The sequence below is a fragment of the Zarconia navalis LEGE 11467 genome (assembly GCF_015207075.1).
GTDB lineage: Bacteria > Cyanobacteriota > Cyanobacteriia > Cyanobacteriales > Geitlerinemataceae > Zarconia > Zarconia navalis.
The window spans coordinates 1-5,125 of the sequence record NZ_JADEXN010000426.1; the positions used below are offsets into that span (position 1 = coordinate 1).

General features: G+C 50.2%; 5 protein-coding genes. 1 reads left to right on the plus strand and 4 read right to left on the minus strand.

From position 1 onward, the window contains the following. Positions 1–449: 449 nt before the first annotated feature. Positions 450–611, plus strand: coding sequence for a hypothetical protein (locus IQ235_RS18560; RefSeq protein ID WP_264322898.1), 162 nt, complete (start codon positions 450–452; stop codon positions 609–611). A gap of 502 nt (positions 612–1,113) precedes the next feature. Here IQ235_RS18560 and IQ235_RS18565 read toward each other — a convergent pair. From IQ235_RS18565 to IQ235_RS18580, 4 genes are all read right to left on the minus strand, one after another. Next, on the minus strand, positions 1,114–3,039 hold the full coding sequence (locus IQ235_RS18565) for a cation:proton antiporter (protein ID WP_264322899.1): 1,926 nt from the start codon (positions 3,037–3,039) through the stop codon (positions 1,114–1,116). Between the two features lie 285 nt (positions 3,040–3,324). Continuing rightward, entirely contained in the window at positions 3,325–3,573 is a 249-nt protein-coding gene (locus tag IQ235_RS18570) for a hypothetical protein (protein ID WP_264322900.1), read from the minus strand. An 89-nt stretch (positions 3,574–3,662) separates the two neighbouring features. Further along, positions 3,663–4,430, minus strand: coding sequence for a hypothetical protein (locus IQ235_RS18575; RefSeq protein WP_264322901.1), 768 nt, complete (start codon positions 4,428–4,430; stop codon positions 3,663–3,665). Positions 4,431–4,645: 215 nt separating this feature from the next. Then, the coding region (locus IQ235_RS18580; protein WP_264322902.1) for a response regulator at positions 4,646–5,125 on the minus strand (480 nt) is incomplete at its 5' end.

Here is a 5,125-nt window from a genome sequence, read left to right on the forward strand (position 1 = left end):
GTGATGGTACTGCTCATGGAAGGCTCGATCGACTGGGTTCGCGTTTCTATATGAATAGTTTATAGCGAAGATGTATCGATCTTGACAGGTTCTTGGCAGTATCGCCTCGATCGATAGATTCTCAAAACCGGGTTTACGGACGAGATTCGGTAAGGGTTTGCCATTATTTGCCTAATTGCGGCGGTGAGCTGCGATCGTTTTTTCGATCGCAAAGTCCGTAAATCTCCAGTTTTTTCACAGAATCTTCATAATATCTTGATACTTTGTTATTAAATCTACAAATCTCATTCAGTGTTGTGCGAGGTGCAATCTCGTCAACTCGGGAACCGAAGAGCAAAAGCGGTTTGAAGCTCGTTCGATTTTCTCAACCTGTTTCTTAGGATTTATCACCGGATTAATTTATGAAGACTCAGACATACACTTTGCCTCAACTTTCAATCGGACAGATTATGTCACAGATCCAGACAACGAGTCGAATTACGCGTACCGAGCAAGAGTCGCTTTGGCAACTGATGCGCTCTGCCGATCGACTCAACCCAGAGGAAATCGGTCAACTTCAACGGGTGTTCGACGATCTACAAAAAGGATTTTTGCGAGTCGAGTTGTCGTAGAACTCCATCGCTTCGGGTGTCACAGCGATACGACTCGAATCGCACCTTTTGTTTGTTTTTTAATTAAATGCAGGCAAATATCCTCTCAAATTTCCGGTCTAGTGCCTTCGATCGGATACAACCGTGCCAGAGTGTCAGTGTACCTGTATCGACCGATCGATTAAGACCATCGCATCTCTTGAGGGATAGCAATCTTCATTTAAATTCTACCAATCCCCCCTAACTTGCTCGATCGTCGAGCAAGTTAGGGGGTTATGTTGTCGCTTTGAACGCGAGCGTGATGCGTATTGGTCTGTCGTAGATATCGCCCGACGCGCGCCGTGTATTCACACTTTCATCCCGGACGGCATTTTCCGTTCCCCATTCCCCAGAAATATTCAGCAAGCCCTATTTAACTTGTAACGATAAAGGGCGCGAACTGGTATAGATCGTTCGAGCCGATTTTCCAGACTCAAATCTTTTCTTTTGAACTCGAACCGATCGTCCTGTCCTGGACTTAATTTCAGCTCTCAGCCTGCACGCCTTCCAAGGGTGTATTCAACACCGAAGCCGGGACTGCCACTTCTTCCACTTCTGGTAATTTTTCGAGGGTCAAACTCGATGTATTTGCTCCAGATAAGCGCTTGAGGAGTTTGGGTTTGGGTGCGTAGAGCAAATAAATCAATCGATCGCCGGGTTGCCAAGTCTTAGAGGCCGGAACGATCTGTAGCTGCCGATCTCGCTCTAGCAACAAGGGTATCAAATCTTCCGATCGAATCAATGCCTGGAGATGAGCTTGCTGAAATGCAAACCCAGCCGTTCGCAACACCGTCTCCCCAAGCTTCACTTCCCCTTCTTCAAGGTGCTTGTTCCAAATTTTCAGCGGCACTTCGGGAATCAAAGCTTGCTGCACCTGAGCCTTATTTGTCGCGGCGGTTTTCTGGGGATCGCGAGGAAATATTGCCAGGGTTCGAGGGGGCTTGAATTCTTCCATCGCCCGTTGTGCCAACACCAGATTGACCTCGCCATTACTCGTCATGGTGACGAAGGTTCCCATGGAGGCAAGCCCGGCTTCTTCGAGCACGCTCGTATCTAAAGCGCTGCTGCGATAAACTTTGAGACCTTCGGCTTCCGCTTTTTCGCAGGCCTCGGGATCGGTATCGACGATCGCCACGAGTTCTCCGCGCTCTTGAAATAACCGGGCAATCAAGCGGCTGAGAGGATGGGAACCGACGATTAACGCTCCCGTTGCTGTCGTCGCATTAATCCCCAACCACCCGACGATCGATTTCGCTGTCAATCCTTGTAAAACAACCGTGACGATAATGGTTAAAAAGACCAATGCTTTAATGGAGTCTCCCCCGTTAATCCCTCGTTCGGTGAGCAAAATCGAGAACAAGGAAGCCACCGACGCAGACACGATCCCCCGAGGGGAAATCCAGCCCATAAACAGTTTTTGCCGCCAGTTAAGATTGCTGTTCCAGGTACAGATCCCCACATTAATCGGTCGGACGATCGTCATTAAAACCAAAACGGCCAATACGCTTCCCCAACCCAAAGCCACCAGACTGGCGATCGAAAGGTCGGCCGCGAGCAAGATAAACAAAACCGATACGGCGAGGACAGTCAGTTGACTTTTAAATCGGCGCAACAGTCGCTCTTCGGGTAGCGCCAAACTTCCCAAGACGATACCCGAAACCACCGCCGCCATCAATCCCGATTCGCTGCGAATCGCCTGTGCGAGGACGTACAAGCCTAGCAATCCCGCCAAAACCACTAAATTCTTCAGGTCTTCCGAGAGAAAATTCGCTCGTCGCAAAAATGTGCCGAGCAACCAGCCACCACCCGCACCGATGGCCGCCCCAATTCCCAAGCGCAGGGTCAAGCCCAACATCACTCTCCAGGGGTCGGCATCGCCATTGAGGATAATATCGAGAACCAGCACCGCCAGAATCGCTCCCACGGGGTCGATGAGAACACCTTCGCCTTCGAGGAGGGTGGCGACTTGACGATCGACCTGAACGTATTTGAGTAGGGGGGTAATCACGGTTGGCCCGGTCACCACCACCAGGGAGGCATAGAGAAAGGCGATCGACCAGGGAAACTCCCCCAGCCAGTGGGCGGCCATCCCGCCACCGAGCAAGGTAATCAAGGTTCCGACGGTCACCAAGTTCCGCAAACTTCCCGATACTCGATCGAGATCTCGCAGTTCTAAGGTGAGTCCCCCTTCAAACAAAATCAAGGCAACTGACAGGGAGACAATCACTTCTAGACCCTCTCCAAGGAGGCTTGGATGGAGTAAATCCAGACCGTCAGCTCCAAGTCCGATTCCAAATAATAATAGGAAAACGATTCCCGGAACCTTGAGATAATCCGCGAGTACTTGAGCACCAATCCCGGCAACGATAGTCAGGGCTATTAGGAGAGTAATATCAAAGGTTGAATTCATAAGCTAGAAGAGTGACGGGCAACTCGCAAGCGCCCCAACTCATCATTGGCACAGCGACGATGACTTTCTCAATCGAGAGGTGAAAACAAATCCAGCTTTTCGAGCACCGCGACTCCCATCCACTATTTTGCTCGTGTCTAATTTAAAGATAGTTTGAAAAACTTTAGCGCGATCGCGAGGTGCATCTAATTTTAAAGATCCTTCTAGACTACCACAAATATTAAGCTAGCTCGATATTCGCGCGATTTTGTGGAAAAAACTAGCTCGGATGTAGAAAGAAAGGATTTAGAAACGATCGACGCTAGAGGAATAAATCGGTTCGACTCGGATAGCGAGAATACTCGAAGGACGAACGACCATATATTCACCTTGAATATTTTTGATGGGAACGTTCAAAAACTTCGTCGAGTCAGCTTGCGGCTGAAGTTTACTGGTGTACCAAGTTTGGAAGTCTTCGAGGGTGCGAAACTTGATCGCTTCTCGATGTCCTCCGGTCAGCATCAGGTGGACGGCGTATTCACTCGGTTTGGGCATAGGGTACTATTAAACTCCTCAATCTCATCTGCGAGCTGGGCGAGGCGAACAAACTTGGGGTTGTCCCCGCACTAAAATACTTCCCCAACCTAGGATAACAGACTGAATCGCTGTAACATGGTTTCGATGGTGGTGGGCAACGATCGACCCAGTTCCTCCGCATTTTGAAACTCTAACTGTTGATAGGTTGGCAAATCGAAAGGAAGCTGCCCTAAGAGATCGTTCCGCTTCATTTGGGTCAACAGAATTTGCTCCGTTCGCTTGCTTTGCATTGCATAGCCAATTTCAACACAAACATTTGGACTGGGCAGAAGTTGTGGGGTTTCCCCCGGAATTTGAGCGATCGGGGTAGTGTCGGCAATGAAAATGAGACTTTTGCGGATTTTGCGCAAGATGCGGCTGTTGAGCCGTAGGGGAGCCTCCCGAGAACGCTGGGATTCTTCTAGGGTTAGGGGAATGCGAGAGCGGGCGTTTAGGGCTTTGATGAATTCTGTCAGTTGGGTTCTCAAAGCTTCTCCCGATGGGCCGTACTCGGTCTGGTAGCAAAAGAAGAGGGTCGGTTCGAGGTGAGCCATCACTTCTTGCTTGGTAAAGTAAATTTCGTGAGAACTCAGGTCGATATTGGAAATCGCGTATCCTCCACTCCCCTCAACGTAAAACTCGACGACTTCCCCATCGAGGTAGCGCCGGAACCATTCGGAATTTCTGATGGTTTCGCTTTCTTCTAAGAAATCCGCTCTCAGACCGGATTTTAACAGGCTATTTTTGCTCAAACGCAAATCGTGAGGACGCTTTTCCAGCTCTCGGAGGGGTTCGTATTGCCGGAGATACCAGGCTTTGAGAGAAATAATGGACATAACGATATAACCATAGCGCTGCGCGCGGGTAGGGGAATAAAAAGCTCGGGTCTGCTCCGGGTTCGGTTGGAGTCAATTCGTCAGTAGGCGAGCGCGTCGTGCCATACTCGAAAAAGTTAGCCAACAGAGGGGATCTCGAGACGCCAAGATCGGTCGAATAGCGGATCGCAATTGTCCGTTGTTCGCGGTCTGTTGTCAATTATTGATTCACCCGATTAAGCATCGAGGAGAACGCCTTGACCGTCACAAACCACCTGAGAAACCGTCGAGAGCAATTCGGACTCGGTGTAGGGCTTGGTTAGGTAGGCGCTCGCACCCAGTTCGGTGGCAATTTGACGGTATTTATCGCTGGTATGGGATGTCAAAACGACGACTGGGCGATGGGAAAGTTCGGGATCGTGGCGGCAGTGGTTCAAGAATTCTAAACCGTTCATGCGGGGCATTTCCACATCGCAAAGCACCAGTTCGATTTCTCGATGGCGTTGGAGTTGCTCGAGGGCTTCTCGACCGTCTTGAGCTTCGAGAATCCGATAACCTTGTTTTTCGAGGGTTGATCGCAGGGAATAGCGTAAATTCTGCGAGTCGTCCACCACCAGAATAACGCTCGAGGGTTCTGCTAGGGCCGGAGGTGGAGAGAGCGGGGGGCGGGTTCGAGAGAGCGAATCGGATACGGTGGGACGGGGTGCTGGTTCGGG

Coding starts and splice junctions, on each gene's coding strand:
- IQ235_RS18560 (WP_264322898.1), top strand. CDS start 450: ATGTCACAGATCCAGACAACGAGTCGAATTACGCGTACCGAGCAAGAG.
- IQ235_RS18565 (WP_264322899.1), bottom strand. CDS start 3,039: ATGAATTCAACCTTTGATATTACTCTCCTAATAGCCCTGACTATCGTT.
- IQ235_RS18570 (WP_264322900.1), bottom strand. CDS start 3,573: ATGCCCAAACCGAGTGAATACGCCGTCCACCTGATGCTGACCGGAGGA.
- IQ235_RS18575 (WP_264322901.1), bottom strand. CDS start 4,430: ATGTCCATTATTTCTCTCAAAGCCTGGTATCTCCGGCAATACGAACCC.